Source organism: Johannesbaptistia floridana, from assembly GCF_057440575.1.
Genome location: NZ_JALKVM010000096.1, coordinates 1 through 23181 on the forward strand (window position 1 = coordinate 1; position 23181 = coordinate 23181).

The 23181-nt window shown below is 34.7% G+C and carries 19 protein-coding genes; 8 read left to right on the forward strand and 11 right to left on the reverse strand.

The features are described 5' to 3' along the window. Window positions 1–295: 295 nt before the first annotated feature. Window positions 296–1231 (forward strand): sulfotransferase domain-containing protein, encoded by a 936-nt coding sequence (locus MW688_RS06830; RefSeq protein WP_486735189.1) that lies wholly within the window; start codon window positions 296–298, stop codon window positions 1229–1231. A gap of 72 nt (window positions 1232–1303) precedes the next feature. Here MW688_RS06830 and MW688_RS06835 read toward each other — a convergent pair whose 3' ends face one another. Then, window positions 1304–1639, reverse strand: a complete 336-nt coding sequence (locus MW688_RS06835; protein WP_486735190.1) for a phospholipid-binding protein — start codon at window positions 1637–1639, stop codon at window positions 1304–1306. A gap of 652 nt (window positions 1640–2291) precedes the next feature. Here MW688_RS06835 and MW688_RS06840 point away from each other — a divergent pair. Then, window positions 2292–2657, forward strand: coding sequence for a hypothetical protein (locus tag MW688_RS06840; RefSeq protein WP_486735191.1), 366 nt, complete (start codon window positions 2292–2294; stop codon window positions 2655–2657). A 79-nt stretch (window positions 2658–2736) separates the two neighbouring features. Here MW688_RS06840 and MW688_RS06845 read toward each other — a convergent pair whose 3' ends face one another. The 6 genes from MW688_RS06845 to MW688_RS06870 all read right to left on the reverse strand — a co-directional run bounded on the left by MW688_RS06845 (window position 2737) and on the right by MW688_RS06870 (window position 7579). Then, the gene (locus MW688_RS06845; protein ID WP_486735192.1) at window positions 2737–3303 is read right to left on the reverse strand and encodes a Uma2 family endonuclease; all 567 of its coding nucleotides are present in this window, start codon (window positions 3301–3303) and stop codon (window positions 2737–2739) included. 75 nt (window positions 3304–3378) lie between these two features. Beyond that, a complete protein-coding gene (locus MW688_RS06850) occupies window positions 3379–3828 on the reverse strand; it encodes a nucleoside deaminase (protein ID WP_486735193.1) in 450 nt (149 codons plus the stop codon). 3 nt (window positions 3829–3831) lie between these two features. Next, window positions 3832–4221 (reverse strand): RidA family protein, encoded by a 390-nt coding sequence (locus tag MW688_RS06855; RefSeq protein WP_486735194.1) that lies wholly within the window; start codon window positions 4219–4221, stop codon window positions 3832–3834. A 16-nt stretch (window positions 4222–4237) separates the two neighbouring features. Continuing rightward, the gene (gene der, locus MW688_RS06860) at window positions 4238–5599 is read right to left on the reverse strand and encodes a ribosome biogenesis GTPase Der (RefSeq protein ID WP_486735195.1); all 1362 of its coding nucleotides are present in this window, start codon (window positions 5597–5599) and stop codon (window positions 4238–4240) included. A gap of 38 nt (window positions 5600–5637) precedes the next feature. Further along, window positions 5638–6903 (reverse strand): glucosylglycerol 3-phosphatase, encoded by a 1266-nt coding sequence (gene stpA / locus MW688_RS06865; protein WP_486735197.1) that lies wholly within the window; start codon window positions 6901–6903, stop codon window positions 5638–5640. A 52-nt stretch (window positions 6904–6955) separates the two neighbouring features. Continuing rightward, entirely contained in the window at window positions 6956–7579 is a 624-nt protein-coding gene (locus tag MW688_RS06870; RefSeq protein ID WP_486735198.1) for a DUF4129 domain-containing protein, read from the reverse strand. Between MW688_RS06870 and MW688_RS06875 the strand changes: the two genes are divergently transcribed. From MW688_RS06875 to egtD, 3 genes are all read left to right on the forward strand, one after another. Continuing rightward, the gene (locus tag MW688_RS06875) at window positions 7573–8742 is read left to right on the forward strand and encodes a class I SAM-dependent methyltransferase (protein ID WP_486735199.1); all 1170 of its coding nucleotides are present in this window, start codon (window positions 7573–7575) and stop codon (window positions 8740–8742) included. The genes MW688_RS06870 and MW688_RS06875 overlap by 7 nt on opposite strands. Window positions 8743–8982: 240 nt before the next feature. Beyond that, a complete protein-coding gene (locus MW688_RS06880) occupies window positions 8983–11472 on the forward strand; it encodes an EAL domain-containing protein (RefSeq protein ID WP_486735200.1) in 2490 nt (829 codons plus the stop codon). A 106-nt stretch (window positions 11473–11578) separates the two neighbouring features. Then, the gene (gene egtD / locus MW688_RS06885) at window positions 11579–12583 is read left to right on the forward strand and encodes an L-histidine N(alpha)-methyltransferase (RefSeq protein WP_486735201.1); all 1005 of its coding nucleotides are present in this window, start codon (window positions 11579–11581) and stop codon (window positions 12581–12583) included. Window positions 12584–12833: 250 nt separating this feature from the next. Here egtD and MW688_RS06890 read toward each other — a convergent pair whose 3' ends face one another. From MW688_RS06890 to MW688_RS06900, 3 genes are all read right to left on the reverse strand, one after another. After that, entirely contained in the window at window positions 12834–13613 is a 780-nt protein-coding gene (locus tag MW688_RS06890) for an LmeA family phospholipid-binding protein (RefSeq protein WP_486735202.1), read from the reverse strand. 128 nt (window positions 13614–13741) lie between these two features. Then, window positions 13742–15058, reverse strand: coding sequence for a formylglycine-generating enzyme family protein (locus tag MW688_RS06895; protein ID WP_486735203.1), 1317 nt, complete (start codon window positions 15056–15058; stop codon window positions 13742–13744). Continuing rightward, window positions 15039–16664: an NACHT domain-containing protein gene (locus tag MW688_RS06900; RefSeq protein WP_486735204.1), complete on the reverse strand. Its 1626-nt coding sequence runs from the start codon at window positions 16662–16664 to the stop codon at window positions 15039–15041. The genes MW688_RS06895 and MW688_RS06900 overlap by 20 nt, the downstream gene beginning before the upstream one ends. Window positions 16665–17407: 743 nt before the next feature. Here MW688_RS06900 and MW688_RS06905 point away from each other — a divergent pair. After that, a complete protein-coding gene (locus MW688_RS06905) occupies window positions 17408–20344 on the forward strand; it encodes a calcium-translocating P-type ATPase, PMCA-type (RefSeq protein WP_486735205.1) in 2937 nt (978 codons plus the stop codon). Window positions 20345–20415: 71 nt separating this feature from the next. Here the strand turns inward: MW688_RS06905 and MW688_RS06910 are convergent, their stop codons facing one another. Then, window positions 20416–21315, reverse strand: coding sequence for an NAD-dependent epimerase/dehydratase family protein (locus tag MW688_RS06910; protein ID WP_486735206.1), 900 nt, complete (start codon window positions 21313–21315; stop codon window positions 20416–20418). Between the two features lie 272 nt (window positions 21316–21587). Here MW688_RS06910 and MW688_RS06915 point away from each other — a divergent pair, with 272 nt between their 5' ends. Together MW688_RS06915 and MW688_RS06920 are read left to right on the forward strand one after the other, a co-directional pair. Further along, a complete protein-coding gene (locus MW688_RS06915) occupies window positions 21588–22787 on the forward strand; it encodes a glycosyltransferase family 61 protein (RefSeq protein WP_486735207.1) in 1200 nt (399 codons plus the stop codon). 61 nt (window positions 22788–22848) lie between these two features. Further along, entirely contained in the window at window positions 22849–23136 is a 288-nt protein-coding gene (locus MW688_RS06920; protein WP_486735208.1) for a TenA family protein, read from the forward strand. Window positions 23137–23181: the final 45 nt, after the last annotated feature.

Sequence of the window (23181 nt, forward strand, 5' to 3'; positions counted from 1 at the left end):
AGAATGAAGAATTTAGAATTAAGAGAGACTATTAATTTTTCCTAAAGATTTATATAAGTTAGTAATTTAGTGTGTTTTAATGTAATCATACATATTTGTAGGGATAGGTAAAAGCGATTTATGGAAGCACTATTATCTTTATTATCTTTATTGTCTTCAATTATTTATGTTGTCTCTTTAGTTTGTTACATTATGGTTTTAATTAAACTATTTGACAATAAAGGTGCCGGATGGGGAATATTCGGTATTTTATGGTTAAATTAACTCAAGACATTCTCGTATTTTTAATTTATATATGCAATTACTAATTCACATTGGTTATCCTAAAACTGGTTCGAGTTGGCTACAAAGATACATATTTAACAATCAAAATTTAGGGTTGATTGCACCATGGGGAAAAAATAAGCAAGCTATAGAAGCGATTAATTACTTTGTCTATCCTGATGATTTAAATTTTTCTCCCACAGAGACTCAAACACACTTTTTACCGGAGATAGAAGCAGCAAATCTTAAAAACTTGGTGCCGATTCTTTCTCATGAATATCTTTCTATCCGTATTGGTGCTATTAGTTATCCTAAATTAGTTGCCCAAAGATTAGCTAAAGTTTTTCCTGATGCGAAAATTCTTTTGTTTATTCGAGAACAAAAAAAGATTATTCTTTCTACCTATCAAGAATATATTAAAAATCAGGGAGTGCAAACTCTCGAAGAAGCCTTGGCTGAAAGTAACTATATTGATGGGAAGCTTCCCGCCGTTAGACCATCTCTATATAAGTATGATTTAATAATTAGTTACTATCAAGAATTATTTGGTAGAGATAATGTTTTAGTTATTCCTTTTGAATTATTTAAACAAAATAACTTAGAGACGGCAGCTTCTATTCTAGATTTTGTGGAAGCTAAATATGAAATAAATAGTTTAGAATCAATAAATATTGACCAGTCAATCAATCCTAGTTATAAATTAGGGGCACTTCCCATTAGAAGAAAAATTAGTCAAATAGTTGGACAATTAGAAGTAGATAATTCTCGTCGCAATCAAAGGGTTATTTTCTTCAACAGGATTAACAAGGCAATTAATCTATTGCTACCAGAATCCTTTCACCAAAGACAGAAAAAGCATTTAGAAACCGTTATTGATAGTTACGTCGGGAATATGTTTAACCAGAGTAATCAAAATACTAGTAAGCTGATTGGGAGAGATTTGGCTACATTGGGTTATCTTGTTTAAGATATATTTTATCATAATTTTAGGGCGATCGCCTAGGCTTGTAGGGGAAAAAGCGATCGCTTCTTATTTCATTTAACTATTAGGTACAGTCTCTACTCCTGTAGCACCATCAACTCCTCTAGCTACTTGTTTAGCTTGTTCTAGAATTGATTCCGCGTCTGGATTATATTTAAGAACTACTGTGCTACCAGTTTGAGCTACCCATAAGCCAACATCATCAGAAATGTTCGCATCATCTAAAGCTTTAGCGACTCGTTTAGCTAAACCGCTTTCGTCAAACTCCCCATCTAGACCAACTTTTGCTGGAGGAATTGATTTTTCCTCAGCGGCTTGAGATATATCAAATTGAGGCGCAGATTGAGCTTTTTCTTCTTCTTTTTTACCGAATAGTCTACTTAGAAAACCCATATTTTTAATTTCCTATTGTGGCAATAATAATTTTATCAACTTTGAAATTATAAAATCAAAAGTAGCAGATTTGACTAAACTTAAGATTTTGTTAATTATAGCAATGACCGCAGTGGTGTTAACAACATTTATTACTAACTTTTCCCCCCAACCCCCCGAACTTGCGCTATGCTTTATAAGGAACTCACCAAACCCTTGTATAGCAGGGAGCACCGGAGCACGGGAGCAGGGAGCAGGGAGAACCCTTTTAAGTAAAATTACTTAATTTCCTAAATAATGTATTTTTTTATACATTATTTTCTTAAACAAAATCTGAAAAAGCACTAACCCACAAGTTACGGTTTTTGTCAAGTTTTATGTTAAGAAAGATGTTTATAAAGGATAGCTTACTAAGGGGGGCTTTTCATCATTTTTGTCAACATCTATTGGCTCATTGCTATATATAGGGCTATTCCCTGGTAATAGTTAGGCTAGTAGTAGGGGCGCAAGGCTTGCGCCCTCTTGCAAGGCTTGCGCCCTCTTGCAAGGCTTGCGCCTCAATTAACCGGAGAAAAAGTTGACTATATGACGTTATAGTAAATTTACTCGGTAACAAGTAGGGCTTTGTTTAGAAAACCTGTAAAATTGAAGTAGTAAACAGATAATATAAAAGATGGCTGATATTAATGGAATCTGGTTAGGTACTTATTGGCAAGGAAGTCTTCCTACACGATTTGAAATGACCCTATTGCAGGGCAATAATTTCATTAGTGGCAATATTTTAGATGATGGAGAATTAGGAGAAGCAACTGTAAAAGGAGAAATTATAGGTAGAAAAATAACTTTCACTAAATGTTACATATCAAATCGTGGTTATTATCTCAATTATCAAGGTACAGTTTCTGATGATCAAAAGTTCATTCAGGGAATATGGAAACAAAATAGATTAAATCATGGGATCTGGTCAGCTTACCGTCAGGATGATAATTTAAGCTTAAATTTAGAAAAGTTCAGTTCTAAGTCTTTACAAAAAGTTTAAAACTAATGTTGAGTTGAGCGCTGATAAGAGTGCGATATCTCGCTCCTAGGCGAGTACACCCAACCTACAAACTATAAAATCACCCTAAAATATCATCAACAGCTATACTAATATCGTCAAAAGCTTCAACAATGATAGTATCTCCGGGAAAAAACTGCTGCACATTTTGATAACTATTCCCTTTTGCTTGTCGATAAACTTCTACTAATTGTTGATTAATATCAATCAACCAGGCTTCAGAAATTCCATTTTGAGCGTACAAAGGCATTTTAATTTCTCTGTCATACCTAATTGTTGAATCTGCCACTTCTATCAATAAGAATATATCTTCTGGTTGAGGATGTTTTTGAGCATAACAATCATTACGCCATCGTAATAGAATCAAATCTGGTTCAGGTTCACTATCATTGCTCAAGTTGATTGGATTTTGAGTATCAACTATTACTTTCTGGGGCAAGAAATTTAAATTGTTAAAAATTATATTTAAACGCCTTACACAAGCAGCATGAGGAATCCCAATAGGTGCCACTTGAACAATTTCTCCTCCTATTAATTCTACTCTGTCATCCTCTTTGAGAATACCAACCTCAGCCATTTGATGATATTCTTCAACCGTAAACTGTCTTCTTTGTAATTTTACAGACATAATCCCCTGTGATGATATTTTTAACCTAGGGTTTGCTGAATAAATCTAAAACTTTTACTAGGTGTAGATTAGAGCTTATTTAGATGCAATATCATCGACTCCGATATCCTCACACCATAACTGGGGAGAATTACGGATTAACTCCTCCATCAACTCCTTACACTCCAATAGATTTAAATCAATTACTTCGACGCCGTGGGCTTCCATAAATTCCCTCGCACCAGGAAAAGTGCTTGATTCTCCTGCAATCACTTTTTTAATGCCAAATTGTACTACAGCTCCAGCACATAAATAACAGGGCATCAGGGTAGAATAGAGAGTGGTTTGAGCATAACTACCAATTCTCCCGGCGTTGCGTAAACAATCTATCTCAGCATGGGTAACGGGGTCGTTGTTTTGCACCCGCTTATTATGACCTCGGCCAATAATTTGATTATTTTTGACTAAAACCGAACCAATGGGAATACCACCCTCTTGTCTGCCCTGTTTTGCTTCGGCGATCGCCTCAGCCATAAATTCATCCATGCTTCAAACTACTCCAATACATTCTATTTCTACTAACACATCTTTGGGTAGGCGTGACACTTCCACACAGGCCCTAGCGGGTGCTGTCTCTTCTGGAAAGTATTGAGCATATACTTGATTCATGGCATCAAAATTAGTTAAATCGCTCAAAAATACGGTAGTTTTAACTATATTCTCCCATTTAGCTCCAGCTGCTCTTAGTATCGCCTCTATATTCTCCATTACCTGTTCAGTTTGCTTAGTAATATCATTAACTCCTACAACTTCTTTAGTTGAGGGATTTAGGGGGATTTGTCCGGCGATAAATAAAAGACTTCCTTGGGCAATAATTCCTTGATTATAGGGACCAACAGGCGCTGGGGCTGATTCTGTACGAATTACTTGTTTTTCCATAGCTTTACTAGTAATTTTAGACTTTTGTGGCTCGATTAGCAGTCTCTCTTTCTGCTTCACGAAGTTTCTTCCCTTTCCAGAGTAGCCTAATTGGGGTTCCTTGGAAACCTAATTGTTGACGAAATTGTCTGTTAATATAGCGTCGGTAATTATCATTAAAGCGTTGGGGATCATTGACGAAGAGGGCAATAGTTGGGGGTGCGGTACTTACTTGGGTACCATAGTAAATTTTACCCTGTTTTCCTTGGCGATTGGTGGGAGGTGATTGCCAGGTAATCGCCTCTTGAATCACTTCATTAATTACAGATGTACTGACCCGGCGGCGATGTTCTGTTGCTGCTGTTTTGACTAAATCAAAGATTTTATCGACTCTTTGACCAGTTTTAGCACTCACAAAGATAATTTCTGCCCAGTCTAAGTAGTAGAGACGGCTTTGGATTAACTGAGTATATTGATAAATGGTGTAGGAGTCTTTATCAACAGCATCCCATTTATTCACAATCAATACTACAGCGCGACCATCATCAATAACTCTTGCTGCTAGTTTCAGATCTTGGTCGGTAATTTCGTCTACAGCATCAATTACTAGTAAAACCACGTCACAACGCCGAATCGCCCTAAAAGCGCGGTTGATGCTGAAAAACTCGGCACCATATTCTACATTTTTCTTTTTGCGTATACCTGCTGTATCAATTAAACGATAGATTTGGTCATCTCTGGTGATAACTGTGTCTATTGCATCTCTAGTTGTTCCCGAAATAGGACTAACAATACTGCGATTTTGTCCCACTATACTATTAAATAAGCTAGATTTTCCTACATTGGGACGTCCCACAATGGCTATTTTTATTTCTGGTGTTTCTTCTGTTTGAGGAGTTACTGGTAGGTATTGTATTAATTCATCTAGTAGTTCTCCTGTCCCATTCCCATGGATTCCAGAAAAAGCAAAAGGTTCTCCTAAGCCTAGTTGCCAAAATTCTGCCGCTTGTAATAAACCTGATTCTGAGGATTCACATTTATTCACTCCTAAGATAACTGGGACTTTTTGTTGCCGTAGCCAGGAGGCAATTTCTAAATCTCCGGCGGTGATTCCTGCTTGTCCATCTACTACAAATATAGCTACTGTGGCTTCTGCTAAGGCTAACATGGCTTGTTCACGAATTTCTGGGAGAAATTCACTGTCATCGGCGAAGACTAAACCTCCGGTATCTACTACGAGAAAATCCCGGTCTTGCCAAAAAGCTGTTTGATAGGTGCGATCGCGCGTTATTCCTGGTTGGTCGTCTACTATTGCTTGTCTATCTTTGGCGAGACGATTCACGAGAGTTGATTTCCCTACATTCGGTCTGCCAATAATTGCTACTATTGGTAATGACATATAATTATTTTTTTCTTCACTTTTCTTCTGTGGTAATTCTATTGTAGACGTTGCTTAGCTGTCTCACAGAAAAATTGACAATATTGTTGATAGCCTCCGGGGAAAACCACATTTATTTGCAAAGGTTCCGTAGTATCTTGATTATCTCCTGGTCCTTCAATCACTTGATTATCTTTAATAATTAGTGGTTTGCGGTTTTTAACTTCTCCTTGACTACTATCTATATAGACAACTATATTCGGTCTTTGTAATTCTTTGCCGATATCTTGAATCAACTGAAGAAAGTTGCGATCGCTTCCCCCTCTTCTTACCTGTTTTTCCCCGTTTATTACTTCTACAGAACTATTTACTGTATCTCCTACCCCAATCATAGTTGGCATTAATTCTGGGTCGAAGTTTTCTGTTACTAACCTTAACAATTCTTCATGTTTAGAGGGGGCTTGTCTGGCGTTAAAATCTTCTCCTAGGGGATATGTTCCGGTTTTCCTGCCATAATAAAGATTGAGAATTGCTACTACGCCTGCTTCTTTCACTGCACCTTTTAGCATATATTGAAAGTCAGTAGTTCCAGAATTATCACTAGTTACGGGTTTGATTATCTCTTTGCCTTGTTCATTTCTGCCTAAATTTGGGGCAAGATGATAGAAAAAAGCCTTAGCCAAACCGATATCTTTAGCTTTTGCTTGTAATTCTTCCATCAATTCCAGCATTTTTCCTTGCAAAGCTTGATAAACTTCTATTTCTCCTGCCAATTTTCCATAAAAAGTATTTAAATTAACTGTTGGCGACACATAATTATCTAGTATGGAAGCATTTATATAGCTTTCTAATTCTTCTGGTGTAAATGGATGTTTAGTTTCTCTAAAAAATTCCGTTAATTTTGTGCGCATCAAATTTGGTACTGATGCTAGAAACTTTAACTCTTTTTCCCCAACACCAGGATGAGAGATCTTACCGTGAATATCTTGCCATTGTACTCCTCCTGCGGCTAATCCTGGTAAATAAAATGGCGCTGAGGTATTTTCTTGTTCTTGAAAAGCTTTGTCTATAATTGTATTTATACCTCTGCTGCCAATATGTTCTCCATTTGTCAATACATAGAAATGGTCTTTATAGGCTTGGGTTGCTTTTACATATTCTACATCTATAACTCGATTGAGAGGGTCTTTAACTAAACCCATGCAAACCCCATCTAAATCCTGAATAATTAACAGATTGGCTGTATTAATCCACACTTTAGCTAGTTTTTGGTGGTCTAAGCTTAAAGATGATTGTTGTAATTCTAATATAGCTTGAGTACTCATAAAATTAATCTAGTTCTCTAGTTTCCAATATTCTCATGTATTGGCAACAAGTTCAAGAAGGGAGAATTTTTTGAGCAATTTTTCCATAAGCTTCTTGACAGTTTTGCCAAGTAGCTTCGGAAGCTTCCCTTTCCCCAAAGCAGAGAAACTCATGGGTAACTAAAAGCGTTTCATAGAAGTTAGCATCAGGGAGATTAGTAACTAGTCGTTGATATTCTCCATCAGTTCGACTATCATCAATAGCAATGACTTTTTGATCATCTAGTAATTGTAGCAAGGCATGATAAAGACAGAAACAGGCTTCGCTATAGTTGTTTTGACGCGCTAACAACTGCGATCGCTCTAACCATTTTTCTACTGATATAGGTATAATCTTAGTCTGGGGTTTATTATTGGCATTAGATAAGTTTTGAATCTTATCTACATAAGACTTAACCACAGGAATCATCAATTTAATTAACAAGTATCCCAAAAATAGTAACAGGATACCTAAGATAACCCAACCAATTGTTTCTAATAATTCCACAGTTAGCCAGGAAAGACTCGGAGAATCTGGTAGATTCATTTCTAGTTGAGATATTTTCCATTCCCACCATTGGCCTATTTTCTCCCGCAATTGATATAATTGCCAAGGAATACTAGTTTTATCGTAGGTTTGAGCTATTATTAATGTCATCTAATTCTTCTTTGTTACAACAAATTATTATTAATTCTATTGCCTCTTCTCCGAGAAATTGTTTAACTTTTGCTGATTATTTTAATTTAGTTTTATATCATCCCCAGTACGGCTATTATAGCTCAAATGCCACTCAAATTGGTAAAGAAGGAGATTTCTTCACCTCTGCTTCCCTTGGCGCTGATTTTGGCCAATTATTAGCTATACAATTTCATCAGATGTGGGAAATCCTAGGATATATTCAACCCTTTAGTTTACTAGAAATGGGCGCAGGTACAGGACATCTAGCCGAGGATATTTTAAATTATCTTGAAAAGGAGTATCCTGATTTTTATGCAGCAGTTGAATATATAGTGATAGAAACTTCCCCTCAATTGATTAATCGACAACAACAGGTTTTAGCTAAGCGATTATCCAAGATTAAATGGCAAAATTGGTCGGATTTACCGAATGATTCTTTAGTAGGCTGTTGCTTTAGTAATGAGTTAGTTGATGCTTTGCCTATACACATATTGACTCTACAACAGCAAGAATTGTTAGAAGTTTACGTCACCTATCAAGATAATCAACTTCAAGAGATTTATCAAACCTCCTCTCGTGGGGAAGAAATAGCCGAATATTTTCAACTTATTGATATAGAGTTTCCTTCCTCCCTATATCCAGAAAATTATCGCACAGAAGTTAATTTAGCCGCTTTAGATTGGTTAAAGACGGTGGCTAGTAAGCTGAAAAAAGGTTATTTACTCACTATTGACTATGGTTACGATGCTTGGCGCTACTACCATCCTCAACGTTCTCAAGGAACTCTACAATGTTATTATCAGCATCAAACTAATCATAATCCCTATATTAATCTCGGTCAACAGGATATTACTACCCACGTTAATTTTACAGCCTTAGAATGTTATGGGGAATTAATCATAGGGCTTAATAATTTAGGTTTTACTAAACAGGGAATGTTTCTGATGGCATTAGGATTAGGTAAGCGTTTAGTTGAGTTGAGTAACAATCAATACGGTATTCAAGAAGTTTTAGCCAAACGTGATTTTTTACATCAATTGATTAATCCTGAGGGATTGGGTAATTTTGGTGTTTTACTTCAAGGAAAAGGTTTAACTGTCACTCAGCAACAGTCATCTTTAACTGGTTTTACTATTACTTAAGTAAAGTATATAGCTTTTTTCAGTTTCCCTATTCCCTTAGTTATTATAGATAAAAATTAATAATAATTAAAGCCTATATTGATAAATAAAGCTTATAAGTAGATTTACTCTAGTAAAAAAAGAAAAAATTAGCTATTATCAACTAGGATTAGATCGGTATTCAAAGATATTAGTCATAAAAATGACTGTGAATAGTTTTCAGTAAAGAAAAGATATAATTTATTTAAAACTACGATAGTGATGAATTTGAGTCTAGAAAAAATCAAACATACTCTGATAATAAAACACAAAAAAAACATACAAACCAGATCTCTAGAGAAAAAAGTCTACAGCATAGGGCGTCATTCTCAAAATGATATAGTGATATATAGCGTAACTATATCAAGACATCATGCGACAATATTGAAAGTTCAATATAATAATTTATCTGAAGAAGTATATTGGATAATAGACGGAGATTTAAAAGGAAATCGAAGTACAAATGGAATTATGGTTAATGGCCAAAGATGTCTATCTCATGAATTAAAAAATGGAGATATAATTCAACTGGGAAGAGAATTAAAAATACTCTATAAAAAACAGGAGATAGATAATAATGATATAAATAAACCATTGCTAAGTTCTATAGAAATAAGCGATGAAGAAATAAGCTATGAAGAAATAAACGATGAAGAAATAAACGAGAAAATTCAGAACAAAAAAACAGTATTTACCTTAGATAAATTAGATGAAATAGATCAAGAATTTTTAGAAAAACTGAGTAACCATTCTCAGTCAGTGCCACATCCAATTTTAGAATTAGATTATAGTGGCAAGGTAATTTATAGTAATAGTATAGCTCAAGTAAAATTCCCAGAAATTAATAACCTAACAGACAAACATCCCATCAAAGTTGATATATTAAATAACCTAGAAACAAAATCGGATAAATTTTTACTGAGAGATATTAAAATAGGAGAAGAAATATTTCAAGAATATGTACAATACTTAGCAAAAGAGCAATTAATTAGAATATATTTATTTGATTTAACGAAACAAAAGCAGACAGAAGCGGCTTTCAGGGAAAATAAGGCTAAATATGAAGCAATTGTTAAACAAATATCAGAAGGAATATTTTTAGTAGACATAACAAGTAGAAAAATTGTTAATGTAAATGAAGCTTATTGTAAAATGTTGGGGTATAGTGAAGAAGAAATGCTTAAATTAAGCATTTATGATTTGATGCCCATAGATAATGATATTATAGATAGCTACATAAATCAAATTATCTCCAAAAAACAAGAATTAGTATTAGAAAGCTATTATAATAGTAAAGATAAAGAAATAGTTGATGTAGAAATTAGTGTTAACATCATAAAATATGCAGAAAAAGAAAACCTATGTTTTGCCGTAAGAGATATTAGAGAGAGAAAGAAAACAGAGCAAAAATTACAAAAACAAGCTTATGATGACAGTTTGACAAAATTACCAAATAAACTACTATTCAGTAAAAAATTAGAATTAGCGATCGCCAAGGCAGAAAAATTAAACAATAAACTAGCAATAGTTTTTATGGACATAGATCACTTCAAAAAAATCAACGACTCTTTAGGACACCTGATTGGTGATAAACTACTAAAACGCTTTGCTAAAAGAATTCTCACCTTAATTAGGCCAACACAAATATTTGCCCGTTGGGGAGGAGATGAGTTTATTCTATTACTACCTAATATTCAAGAAACAGCAGAAGTAGTGGAAGTAGTAGAAAAAATTATGAAAATTCTCAAACAACCATTTACTATCGAAGGCAACCAACTGAATATCAGAATGAGTATGGGAATAGTGTTTTATCCCCAAGACGGTAGAGACAAAGCAACCTTACTGAGAAACGCTGACGCGGTATTATATAATATGAAACAACAAGGGCGTAATTGTTATCAATTTTATAACCCAACAATCAATGCCGAATCAGCAGAATTATTGATGTTAGAAAATCTTCTCTATAATGCGCTCAATGAAAAACAACTATATTTAAATTATCAACCTCAAATAGATATAGAAACCAATCAAGTATCAGGATTAGAATGTTTACTACGTTGGTATCACCCAGAAAAAGGACTAATTCCCCCATATAAATTTATTTCCCTTGCCGAAGAAACAGGATTAATCAAAACCATAGGGGAATGGACATTGAAACAAGCCTGTGAGCAGTATTTACTCTGGCAAAAACTTGGTATAGCACCACCAACTATTTCTGTAAATCTATCAGCGCTGCAACTTCAGCAAGAGAATTTATTATCAATTATAGAAGAAATTTTAGAAGAAACTGGTTTACCATCAGAGCGTTTAGAATTAGAAATTACTGAAAGTAGTTTAATTGAAGATGTAGAATTAGCTAACGAGACCTTAGTTAGTTTAGTTAAAAGAGGGATTAAAATAGCTTTAGATGACTTCGGCACAGCCTACGCATCTTTGAGTTATCTCAAGAAATTTCCTTTTCATAAATTAAAAATAGATCGCTCTTTTATTAAAGATCTTACCGCAGCCTCAGAAAATGTAGCAGTGGTCCAGGCAATAATTGACCTAGCTAAAGCTTTACATCTTAAAGTGATAGCCGAAGGGGTAGAAACACAAGAACAATTAACAATCCTCAAGAATCTAGGCTGCGAAGCTATACAAGGCTACTATTTTAGTCGTCCTTTGGGTGTTTCAGACATAGAAGAGTTTTTGAGGAATAAAAAAATAACTTAGTGAGTAATTTCAACCCTAAAATAGTGGCTAAAAAGTCCCATATTGTTGTATATTGCACTGGAAGACACTTGCTAGTTAAAACAAAAACAACAATGAGGAACTATTAATGGTAAGTTATAAACAAGCACGTTTGAGTCTAAATTATTTAATAGACCAAGAATCATCACCATCCCAAGATGATGGGCAAGATGTTATCTCAGGTTTAACTCAAACACAGAAATCTTTACCACCTAGATACTTTTATAATCATTTAGGTTCGCAACTATTTGAAAAAATTTGTACCTTACCTGAATACTATCCTACGCGCACGGAAGCCGCTATACTCAAAAAACATGCCACCGAGATAGCCCAGGTAACAGAAGCTTGTGAATTGATAGAATTAGGGAGTGGTAGTTCACTCAAAACTCGCTTCTTACTGGATGCCTATCAAGAACAAAGTTACCCTTTAGTATACTTACCAGTTGACGTGAGTAAAACTATTGTAGAGTTTAGCGCTCAGAAATTGTTAGATGAATATCCTCGTCTTCAAATTCAGGGCTTTGTTAGTACTTATGAACAAGCTTTAGAGAAATTAACTAAGACTGATTATTTATTACCTAGTAGAATGGTTATTTTTCTGGGTAGTACACTAGGTAATTTAAATCAATCAGAGTGCGATCGCTTCTTTGCTCAAATAAACTCAGCTTTAAATCAATATGACTATTGCCTATTAGGAGTTGACTTACAAAAGTCTCCAGAGATTTTAACGGCAGCTTATAATGATAGTCAGGGAGTTACAGCAGCCTTTAACCTGAATATGTTAGCCCATTTAAATCAGCGCTTCTGGGGAAACTTCGACTTAAGCTTATTTAAGCATAGAGCCATATATAATCAAGAGCGATCGCAAATAGAGATGTATTTAGTCTCTCAAACTCAGCAAACTGTTAACTTAGCTGCCTTAGACTTAACTGTGGAATTTTCTCCTCAAGAAACAATTCTTACGGAGATTTCCCGCAAGTTTAATAGAAAGAAGTTAGAATCTTATCTTACCCAACAGAAACTTAAACTACTCAAAACTTATACCGATGATAACCATTGGTTTGGTTTATTATTGTGTCAAAAATTTAGTTAAATTTCTAAGTAGGGGCTGACGGGGCAAAGGCGTCAGCAACTAAACACTTCAAAAATAATTCTCCCATTCATTAGTAGTAGTAGTAGGTTGGGTTGAGGTGACGAAACCCAACAATGTGCCTTAAAAATTGATTCGGAGCCTGTTGGCAAATTTCAGTACTTTTGTATTTGCGTGCTTTGTCTAAGGTGCTGAAAGTATTTAAAAAGATAACGTCAAGAAGCCAACACCTCAGAGTGAGCAGCAAATATATCTATTCTGAAACCACAGTAGCGCTGCCTTTGCATGTAATTTTACCTTCTGTTAAGGTAAGACTATTGAGATGAACTTGTGAACCTAAATCAATTTCATAATTAGGCACCGTAAAATTAAACCTATCAGTCTCAATCTGCACAGGATGAAGCAGTAACTTTCGATAACTAGCTAAAACTATACCCGAACAAAGAGTAATTGAATTAACCATTCCTGTATCTTTACTAGTAACAACACCCTGGATAATCAACTTATCTGAGGTTATTTTTGCTGTTTCCCAATTAACAGTACAATTTTCTCGGTCATATTGGCTTTGGATTTCCACACTAGAGCTCGACCATGACTCCCTTGTGTGGTTAAAATTAGAATTAGCTACTGTCTTTTTTGATTCATACTTTAAAAAAGTAAAGAGTAAATCAGTTAAAGCGGTAGAAAGAAGACTAGAAGCCAAAGAAAAATTAAGTTGTGCTTCTGCTAAAATTAGATTACCGTTAACAAGAATAGGCTCTAATAAACGTAGGGGTTTTCCTTTAATAACTTGTCCTAGATTAATTTTAATATTTTCTCCCTTCACTTCTACCTGGTTTATATGTATACCTTGATATACAGTAGAGAGACTCTTAAGATATACACAGGGAATATAACCAGTAATAATTTGCCGATTATTACCAGTTATTTTTACCTCCAGGCTTTCCACTCGTTCTAATTGAGAATGTAACCAAATACTCACGGCAGGAGAGAGAACTTTACTAATAATATCTTTGGTAAATTGAATTTTCATAGTAATTAAGAAGGACCGAGAAACACAACAAGTAAATATACTTAATATAGCAGTAATTATAGCGCTACTTTATAGGGGAACTCCAGAATAGGGAATAAGCAAGACAATAAGTCCCGAATTGGAAATTTTTAAATTTCTTCTCTAACTAAGCGAATACTTTCCCAGGGAGGAATATCACCGTTTTTTCTAAGGTCTAACAGTATAACAGTGCTATAAAAATCTAAAACCTCTCTCATATTTTGTTCATATCCTACTTGTAGATGTTTAGTTTTTTTGGGATTAAGATTATTATCAGTGTAATCGAGAAAAGATAGATAATACCAACAGGAGGCTATTAATAAAATACGGCAACGAATAATGATAGGATTACTCCTATTAGCAAAAGACCGAAGACAATCCAGGGCTAAATCTAAGTGTTTCGGATATTTTTCTAGTAAATCAAGATTAGCTGTCAGGAGACTTTCAAAGTTTATCACTGACTGAGGTAATTCCTTTAAATCTGTGTTTCTTATTTTCTCTACTATTTCATCAAAATTATAATAATTTCTTAAATAACTGGTCAATTTATTAACTAATTTAGAATCCAGAATTTTAGTTAAGTTACGAATTTGTGACAATAATTGCTCATGTAAAAAAGCCAGGTAACTAGTTAAATCAAGTTGAGAAATTAATTCGTCTTTGAATCCTAAATCTAAATTTTTGATTACATCTAAATCAAGTACTATATCATAATCAATGTGTAGAACATAAAATAATTCATTAGTTAAATCTTTTAAATAGGCAAAAACGTTATTTTTTTCTAAAATCCATTCTTGAGGGAAATCGAGTTTAAATCTAACTATATTTTCTAATTCTTGAGCTAAATCTTGACTTAGATGAAGAACTTGACTGCGTACACGTTTTAGAGAATGATTAAGTATTCGAGCGCGGTTGTTTGTTTTGTCATGTTGTTCTCCCTGCAAGTTAATCCGGTCTAAAATTAAAATTAAATTAACATTTAAATCTAATATAGATTCAAGTAAGTAAATCAAAGTATCTAATAATTCTTGAATAAAACCTAATTCAACTCTACCATAATGCTTGGCCTTCCAAAATTGCCATTGCTCATCACTAATACCAGATATAAGTAACTTATTGGTATCACTGCACCAATAACCTATATTACCATGAGGAAGGGGATGTTGCTGAGCCTCTGCTAGGGTTGGTAAACGATATTTAAAACCTTTCGCCTTATACTCTCGATTAAGCCATTCGCAAAAAGCTAAAGCTTGATTAGGGTTCACTCCCGTTACGGGTAGTTTTGCTGTACCAGGTAAAAATCTTTCATTTTTCCAATGACAAGGTGGCCGACTCTCAATAGTTTCTTCTAAAAATAGTTGATATTCGGCACAGGTAATCAAATCTTTGTCTATCTCTATACTATCGTTAATTAATAGCCAGGGCATTTTGTAATCGCCTTGATAAATGCACTCTTGCTGCTAAACAGGCTATTTCTGGATTTCTAGATTCTAAGGCTTGTTCTAACCATTCTTGTATTTTTTGTTTAAGTTCCAAATTGATTAGTTCTCCTTGTTCCCAACAATAGTAGGCTAAATTGATGGTGGTAACTGTAGGTTTATGCCATGCCGCCTCTACAATCTTACTGGTGTCACTATAGGCAGCATAAAAGCGAATCGTATTACTCCACCAGGAGTCAGCTACTTGATTTACTAAAATTTCTTCTTGATTAGTTTGTTGAATTTCCACGGCTGCTAAGTATTCCTGGAAACTTAAATGAATAAATTCATAGATGATATTAGAAGTTATTCGCACAATTCCAGTGATTTCAACAATATATTGCCAAAAATCTGTAAAAAAAGAATTTGTAGGCGGATTTTCTGCTTTTAAAATTGTTTTTACGGGAGTAGAGAGTATTTCTCTGCCTTCTTGTTCAGTAAACTGAGTTTTATGGCGTATCATTAACTCTAAAGCTAATTTTTGCATTAGTAAGTAAATCTGATCTTTATTTAAATTGTAAATATTGTTAATTCCCTTAGCTTCTGGTCTAGTTTTGAGTAATAATTGACAGATTTGCTCGTATAATTTAAATTTTACCTTGGCCACAAAGCTGGGTTGGTCTGTAAAAAAAGCTACATAAGTTAGGAGTAATGGATTAGAAGTAATATAGTTTAAAGCGAGATTATGTTTAAGTACTTTGTTGATTTTTTTGGCTTTTTTTAGATTATCTTCTTTAATTTTGTCTTCATGTTTTTTAAAATTATTTTCGTAAGTTTGATGTAACAATTGTTGTTGCCAATAAAAATTCCCAAGAAACTGTTCTCGCTGTTCATGATTGTATGTTTGTATCTCTAAGTAAATTGAAATATTTTCTAGAGGAAATTTAGTGAAACCAGATGGTCTAGAGGCAATGATAAATAGATTTTTTGAATATATCATCATTTGTTTATCCAACCATTGGCTCATAATTTGATGTTCTTGAGGGTTAATGATTTCGTCAAGTCCATCAAACATTATCAGACACTTTCCTAGGCTTAATTTCTGTTCAAACCAAGTTTCTTTGGGATTTAATTTAGCAGGATATGTTCTCTTGACAAATTTAGTAATCAAGTCGGTCAGGCTAGTTGAGGGTTCGTTAGTGATTAATTTGCGAATTTGACGTAATTCCATCAAAATTGGTAATAATTTAGGCGCTTTTGGGGAAATATTACGTTGATTGTTTTTAGAGTAAACTAAGGTAAGATATTCTAGGAGAAGAGTTTTTCCTGTTCCCGGTCCTCCTGATAATCCGAGGCGACCATAGCTTGGTTCTTGTTCAAATTCCTTGAGAAAATCCCAAATTGAATGAAACTCACTGTATTCAGCCCTTTGAATCATCGAGGCAGAAATCTCTTCTAGATTTTTAGCTACTAAACAAGGTGAGATATAAACTTTTTCTAGTTCTACAGTTACCACTCCAATGTCTGTTACTCCTTCAATATTATATGTATGGTAAGTATTTCTTAGAGTTTGAATATATAACTCTTTGAACTTAGCATTCTGCTTCCATTGCATTAACTTATCTATCTTACTTCTCCTTTTTACCAGATTAATTTCATCATAGTCTTTATTATTCCCATAGATTAAATTAAACTTGACATTATTTTTATCCTGGCATCCTGTAACTTGTTACTTGAAACATATATAAATTTATATACAATACAAAATACTCATTTACTGGTGGTGGACTCAGATCTTGCATCTTTATCACTCATTTACTGGTGGATGAATAATGAGTGAGGAAGTAATGAGTTAAAGAATTAATGCGATCGCCCCCGGATTTTAAATCCGGGGAATGGATGACCACAATAATTTGGTACATAAGTACTGGTGGAAGATGTGAGATTGATACTAAATCTGGTTAAATGGTACTTACTAAGTAACTACCGGAACTGGGAGATATGAGGATAACAAAACCAATAAATAAAAACTTCGTTGCCTTGTTTGTCTTTAGATTTTTCTAGATTGTGGATGTATGCTATCAGTTTAGATATTTGCTAGAATCAACTTATGTCAACTTCAGATAACATTGGTGCCAGATATTGGTATTTTGTCTTAATTGGTGATAAGTATTTTTCTAGGGTGTACGACACACAGCGAACGCCTGTAACTCTGGGGACATTGAGAGGTCTAAATGCTTCTTAATGCTAGAGAATCCCCAACTATAATCGCTCTTATTGAGTTGGGGTGCGTTCAACATAGAGGGCAAATCAAACAAAAAATCAACAAAAATAAGATTAAAAATAGAGGAAGAATCTATGGCAGTAACCGAAGACTATAATCAGAAAAATACTATACTCAAAGGTTTAAGCACAGCAGAAGTAGAAGAAAGTAGAAAAAAATATGGTAATAATATAATCACTCCACCACCAGATAATCCTTGGTGGGAACTGCTATTAGAAAAATTTGAAGATCCAATTGTACGTATTCTTCTCATAGCAGCTTTTTTAGCGATAGGAGTAGGTATTATAGACGGAACCTATATAGAAGGAATTGGCATTATTGTTGCCATTCTCCTAGCAACTTTCGTCGCCTTTATCAACGAATATAACGCCAACAAAGAATTTGATATTCTCAACCAATCCAATAATGAAGAACCGATAGAGGTATGGAGAGATGATCACTTCACCACAATTCCCAAAAAAGATATTGTGGTAGGAGACTTAGTTGTAGTAGAAACTGGTCAAGAAGTAGCTGCTGACGGTAACTTGGTTGAAGCAGTGACAATGCAGGTGGATGAATCTAAGTTAACTGGGGAAGATCGGCCTGTGAGAAAAATGACTAGTTCTGAACCAGGTGAAAATACTCAAAGTGATACCGCTTACCCCCCAGATAAATTACTTCGAGGAACAACACTAGTTAATGGACACGGTATGTACAAAGTGACAGCCGTAGGAGATAGTACGGAAATAGGAGGTACAGCGAAAGCAATTCAAAGCATTGAAACTGTAGAAAGTCCTCTAAATATCCAGTTAGACCGCCTCAGTCGCTTAATTGGTGTCTTAGGATTATTAGTAGCGGTACTAATTGACGTGGCTTTAGTAGTTAGAGGTATTATTACCCAAGAATTAGTCTTAAGCTTGGGACAATGGTACTTTGTTTCTATCCTAGTCACTGGTATGATCATCGCCTTGATTTGTATCTGGTTACCGATAGTTTATGATGGTCTAGAATTAAGCGGAACAGATGTAGAACCCCCAGAATGGTTAGACGATAGCGACTTAAAAGTTTGGCTAGGGACAATCGCCATTGGCCTAGGAGTTTTTGGCGCAGGTATAGGATTAGGATATGGATTAAACTGGTTACCAGCTTCTCCTCAAGACTGGTTACCCGCATCTGTAGCCAGTGAATTCTTAACTTACTTTATGATTGCTGTAGCCGTAATTGTGGTTGCTGTACCTGAAGGCTTAGCTTTGAGTGTAACTTTGAGTTTAGCTTACAGTATGCAGAAAATGACTAAGCAAAATAACTTAGTTCGCAGTATGAACGCCTGTGAAACTATCGGTTCTTCCACAGTTATTTGTTCAGATAAGACTGGAACTTTGACTCAAAACAAAATGGTTGTTACTGAAGTCAACTTTCCTAGAATTACCAACAAAGATACTGATTTAAAGGCTAGTGAAATCGGTAAGCTAGTGATTGAAGGGATTTGTGTGAATAGTACAGCTAACTTGAACCGCGCCAAAGAAGGAACAAGTGTGATCGGAAATCCCACAGAAGGTGCCCTGATTCTCTGGATAGAAAATCAAGGTATAAATTATCTTCAACAAAGAAATGCTTTTGAGATAACTAATCAGTTAACATTCTCCTCAGAACGCAAATACATGGCTACCTTGGGCAATTCTAATGTTGTTTCTCAACCAATCATTCACTATAAAGGTGCCCCTGATTTGCTTTTAAGTTATAGTCAAAAAATCATGACAGAAGAAGGAGTTAAACCCCTTGATACAGAACTGAAAAACCAACTAGTTAAACAATTACAAGACTACGAAGCAAAAGGTAAAAGAACTCTAGGCTTGACCTACGTCTTAACCTCAGAAAACTCTCAACCCAATTTAGAAGCAGAAAAGAACCAAGCAGAAATGATTTGGCTAGGATTCGTAGCCATTACAGATCCCATCAGAACCGAAGTTCCTCAAGCCGTAGCTATGTGTAAAAAGGCCGGAATCGAGGTGAAAATGATTACTGGTGATAGTTATCTCACAGCTATAGAAATAGCCCACGAAATTGGTATTCTTCCCCCAGATGACTCCGAGTCTTATGTTATGGGTGCAGATTTACGCTCCATGGATGATTCGGCCGCCCTCGCCGCTATTAAAAAAGCTAAAGTTATCGCTAGGGCACGTCCTCAAGATAAACAAAGAATCGTGCAACTATTACAAAGCGATGGTCAAGTAGTTGCAGTTACTGGCGATGGCACTAACGATGCTGCGGCCCTCAAACAAGCACAAGTGGGTTTGGCTATGGGTAAAATTGGTACCTCCGTGGCGAAAGAAGCTAGTGATATTATCATTCTTGATGATTCCTTCGGAAGTATTGAACTAGGAGTGATGTGGGGACGTTCCCTCTACCAAAACATTCAAAAATTTATTCTCTTCCAATTAACTATCAACGTTGCTGCCTGTGGTTTGGCTTTGCTTGGTCCTTTTATTGGTGTTGATTTTCCTTTTACGGTAACTCAGCTACTCTGGATAAATTTGATTATGGATACTTTTGCCGCCTTAGCTTTAGCAACTGAACCACCTAGTCAAAAAGTTATGGAGATTCCTCCCAGAGATCCTAATGAATTCATTATTTCTCGGCCAATGGCGATTAACATCTTTACCGTAGCTCCCATCTTTTTAGTCTTGTTTGTTGTTTTCCTTTTTTATATCCAAGGAGATGGTACAGTCACAGACTATGAGTTGTCTTTGTTTTTTACTACTTTTGTCATGCTCCAGTTTTGGAACATGTTTAATGCCAAAACTTTCGGTCTAAAAGAATCTGCTTTTTCTGGCATCTTCCAAAACAAAGGTTTTATCTCCATCGCTTTGGTCATTTTGCTGGGTCAAATTTTGATGGTTCAATTTGGCGGTGAAATCTTCCGAACAGTACCCTTATCTTGGCAAGAATGGTTAGTTATTATCGCTGGTACTTCTGTTATTCTTTGGATAGGTGAAATTACTCGCTTCTTCTCTAGAAAACAATCAGCATAAAGAAAGTTAACTACTACCCCAACTAGCTGTACATAGTCTAGTTGGGGCGGCTATTTCGACATACAGAACAGCTATTCAGCTTTTTGCTCGTCTTTGATTACTTTGAGTAAACTACCTTCTAAATTAGTATCTGGTTGCCAACCAAGTTCTACTAAGCTTTGTATGTTTGCTTGAGAATACATAATTTCGTTATCCCGGTATGGTTTTGCTCCAAATTTAAGAAGAGTATTCGATTTAGTTAATTTATGAACTAGTTCTACAAATTCCCGAAGTGATATGGATTTACCTGTTCCTATTTCATAATTTTGATACATTTCTGATTTTGAACTCGCTTTCTCCAATAACAACAAATAAGCTGAGACAACGTTATCCACATGCACAAAGTCTCTTTTTTGTTCCCCCGCTGTTAATTCTAACTGTTCTAGATTATTGAGACAGCTATTAATTACATAGGTGAGGAATGATTGAGGGTCTCCTGGACCAAACATGTTTTCTAACTGGGCGTTTATAAAACGAATTTTGTTAGTTAAAGCGAATTGCTTTCCCCACTGATGAAATTGGTATTTAGATAGGGAATAATTAACTAAACCCTGATAGGGAATAGATTTTTTATTTAAACAGGTGCCTGTGTTGATAAATAGGGGAGTATCATAGGCAATAGCCGTCTCTAATAATTTAAGGGGAAAAATTAGATTAGCTTCACAAACACTAGAAGAGGTTTCATTTTTACGTCCATAAACAGTAGCTACATGAATTACTGCATCAATCTTAGTAAAATCTTGAAAAGGAGCTTCTAGATTACACTTATCTATATCGTAGCAGCTTATCTTATCTAACATCTCCTCGATTTTTGCTATGTTAGAGAAACTTCGCTTTAAAGCGATTACTTGATAATGATTATTTATTAGGCTTCTGATGATATGGGAGCCTAAAAATCCAGTAGCGCCGGTGATAATGATGGTTCCTGACATGATAATCTTTGATTTGGTACTTTTATAAATTCCTTAGTCAAATTGGTTCTTCCGTACATATTATGCTAAAAATAGGTTTAAATACATATAACTGAGACAAGGCTGGCAATTCAGTTAAAGAAATTTATTAACAACTTAAATCCTTGCCCTGTATCACTTTTGGCAGATTCAGCATATTTAGTCCCTATAATCTCATAATTCATCAATCAATAAATTGACTTTTTGGCAAATTAATTTATACTAAAAAGTATTTTACAGGAAAATTTAGCTATATGGCCATCAAAACTCAAGTAAACAAAATTTATAAACAATATTTATCTGACTATATTAAACAGCTTTTTTATTTATTAAAAAAAGGGCCCGCCAGATTTGTAGATGCCAGTTCAATACCAGTTTCTCAAAATTATCAAGGGGTTTCTCATAAAGATATATATAGTCTAGACAATGTAGTGATTGAGCCACCTTTTTGTCTTAAAGAACCATTTCAAGAGAAGTATAAGCAAGAATTTCCCAATCGAGAAAGTCTTGAAAGCAAAAAAATAAATTCTCACGAAGTAGGTATTGTGTCTGCTAAAAATGTATCTGTGGTTATTCCAGGTTATTTTCCGATTGTTGAAGGAAAGATTTGGAAAGAAGTCACAGCTAGTATTAGATATACAAACTTACCAACTATTTATGATGTGCAAGATTGGCTTAAGTTTGAGTCAAAAATCATGTTTACAAAAAAAACGAAAATAGAAAAAGAAGCAATATATTTTCTAGGATCTTATCCCGATAACTATTTTCACTGGTTAATACAGATGTTGCCGAAAATGAATATTTTTGAAAATGATCCACATTTAAATAGTTTACCAATCATTCTTCATAAAAACGCCAAAGGATTTGTCAAAGAAAGCTTGGAAATAGCCGGATGTTTAGATAGAGTAATATTTCTAGATGAAGGAGTATATGAATTTGATAAACTGCACATCTGCACCAGAATTCATTCTTTGTTTATAACTTATCCTCCAACAGTAGAATGGATTAAAAGAAATTTTGTCCCAAAAGAAAAATCAAATAAAAAAAGACGCATTTATATAAGTAGAAAAGATGCTAAAACAAGGTATATTACTAACGAGGAAGAATTAAAACCGATTTTAGAAAAGTATGGATTTGAAATACTTACACTGACCAAGTATTCCCTCAAAGAGAAAGTTAAGATATTCCAAGAAGCAGAAATAATTATTGGCGCCGCTGGAGCTGGTTTTACACATCAAGTATTTGCTGATGAAAACACAGTGGTGATTGAAATTTTTAGAGAAGATTATATGTTTGTTCATTACTATATCCTGGCAGTGGCGATGAATCAAAAATACGGATATTTAATTAGCTCAAAAGATGGTCAAGGACTCTATGTACAACCGGAAAAGATGAAAGAAATCATTGAGTTAGGTTTATCCCAAGTAGAGAAAACTAAAGTTTCTAACTCTTAAGAGTTTACCATAATAACCGGATTTGGTAGAACAATATTATTTTTGGCAACTTACTAGATTTATGTCTTCTTTATTTGAACGACTCAAACAACAAGCTAGTGATATATGGGATGCTTACATAAAGCACCCCTATGTAATGGCTATTGAGGATGGGACTCTAACACCAGCAGTTTTTCAAGAATATTTGTTGCAAGATTACTTATTTTTAATCCAATTTAGCCGCGCCTATGGACTTGCTGTCTATAAATCTCGTACCTTTGAAGATATGAAATATGGTCTTAATGGACTTAAGGCTATTTTAGAACAAGAAATCACCTTACACCAAAAATATTGTCATGATTGGGGCTAAATACAGTTGAAAAATATTTACTCATTACTGCTAAAACTTGCTCAT